Below are 1339 nucleotides of genomic sequence, written 5' to 3' on the forward strand. Positions count from 1 at the left end.
GAAAGTCTCGCCGAACGAGCTGGCATGAGCCCCCGCACCTTCGCGCGCGTCTTTCGCCAGAAGACCGGCCGCACCCCCGGCAAGGCGGTGGAAGAGCTTCGCGTCGAGGCCGCCCGCCGCGCGCTGGAAGAGTCCGCCGCTCCCATCAAGGAGATCGCCGCGCGCACAGGCTTTCAAAACGAGGAGCATCTGCGCCGCGCGTTCCGCCGCCGCCTCAACGTGCTGCCGCATGACTATCGGATTCGATTCTATCAAGGGGAGAGGCAATGAGCGGAGGGCGGGTTGCCTGAGCTTCGCGCGTTCAGCGAATGGTTGGCTCGTCATATGGCGAATGACGTGATCCCGCCGCGGGTGCGCGCCATTCACAATCACAGCGCGTCCGCAAGGGCGCGCGGCTCGACGAGCAGGCCCTGTCGTTCGTAACGGCGGCGAGTCCTGCTGAAGCGGACGACGACCGCATATCGGGCACTGTTCGCCTTCGCGCGCCGCGTGAGCAGGGCATCGCCGGCCGGCAGAAATTCGAGATCATCGAGGCCAACGCAGTGCAGACAGGCCGGGCCAGGAGGCTCCATCATCAGGAGACCACCGGAGCCGCCGCAGCGATGGCACGTCCACTCCTGGTTCAACGGCTGGATCACCACCAGTTCCGGGGCGCGGCTCGCCTTCTCCGCCAGGCGTTCGCGCTTCGCCTCGGAGAGTTGCGGCGACACCCGATGTGTCCGGTATGACGCCTCGATTCCGGGATCTCCGCTTCGGCTGAAGCGCAACTCCCGGCGTTGCGGCGTACGATTTGCACCTGGGACGTTCTTGATGACGGCCGGCGCAATCATCCCGTTTGAAATTGAAATGCTCGATCCGGTCTGCAGGCTGCTGCCGCAGAACCTCGGCAACAGTAGGCTGAGCCGGATAGTCGACGACAGGCGCTTCGCCGAAGCCGTCTACAAGGTGGCCCTCGCGGGCAGCGTCATGGATCGCATGGGGTATTTTGATGACCGCGGTCGACTCTGACCTCGGAGCTACGGGTTCGCGAAGCGGTGAGCACCCAACGGCAAGAGACGGGCGATCCTGGCATCAGGCTGCGAGGGAACTATCCGGCTTGGGCAGCCCTTGAAATTTGGCATATATCGGCATATGCTTGAGGCCTATGCCTTGGAGATAAACCGTGCCTGACCGTAGACACGTCAGACTATTCCGCAACGGTCGCAATCAGGCGGTTCGCATTCCCGTCGAGTTCGAGTTGCCCGGCGACGAAGCGATCATGCATCGCGACGGCGATCGTCTGGTGATCGAGCCGGTGCGTAAGCGCGGACTGGTCGGCCTGCTCAAAACAATGAAGCCG

Annotated in this window: 4 protein-coding genes; 3 read left to right on the top strand and 1 reads right to left on the bottom strand. The window is 63.8% G+C overall.

Annotated features, from left to right (window positions below):
* The first annotated feature begins 24 nt into the window (after positions 1–24).
* Entirely contained in the window at positions 25–270 is a 246-nt protein-coding gene (locus JHD07_RS36070) for a helix-turn-helix domain-containing protein (RefSeq protein WP_291630856.1), read from the top strand.
* Between the two features lie 98 nt (positions 271–368).
* Here the strand turns inward: JHD07_RS36070 and JHD07_RS36075 are convergent, their stop codons facing one another.
* Positions 369–710, bottom strand: a complete 342-nt coding sequence (locus JHD07_RS36075) for a hypothetical protein (protein WP_291630858.1) — start codon at positions 708–710, stop codon at positions 369–371.
* A 100-nt stretch (positions 711–810) separates the two neighbouring features.
* Between JHD07_RS36075 and JHD07_RS36080 the strand changes: the two genes are divergently transcribed.
* Complete coding sequence (locus JHD07_RS36080) at positions 811–1008, top strand: hypothetical protein (protein ID WP_291630860.1); 198 nt, start codon at positions 811–813, stop codon at positions 1006–1008.
* Positions 1009–1162: 154 nt separating this feature from the next.
* Positions 1163–1339, top strand: a 177-nt coding sequence (locus tag JHD07_RS36085) for an AbrB/MazE/SpoVT family DNA-binding domain-containing protein (protein WP_291630862.1), incomplete at its 3' end; no start/stop codon positions are given.

Source organism: Bradyrhizobium sp. (assembly GCF_016462955.1).
GTDB lineage: Bacteria > Pseudomonadota > Alphaproteobacteria > Rhizobiales > Xanthobacteraceae > Bradyrhizobium.

Bases quoted from the DNA above. Each gene is read 5' to 3' on its own strand.
- JHD07_RS36080 (WP_291630860.1), top strand. From the start codon at position 811: ATGACGGCCGGCGCAATCATCCCGTTTGAAATTGAAATGCTCGATCCG.
- JHD07_RS36070 (WP_291630856.1), top strand. From the start codon at position 25: ATGAGCCCCCGCACCTTCGCGCGCGTCTTTCGCCAGAAGACCGGCCGC.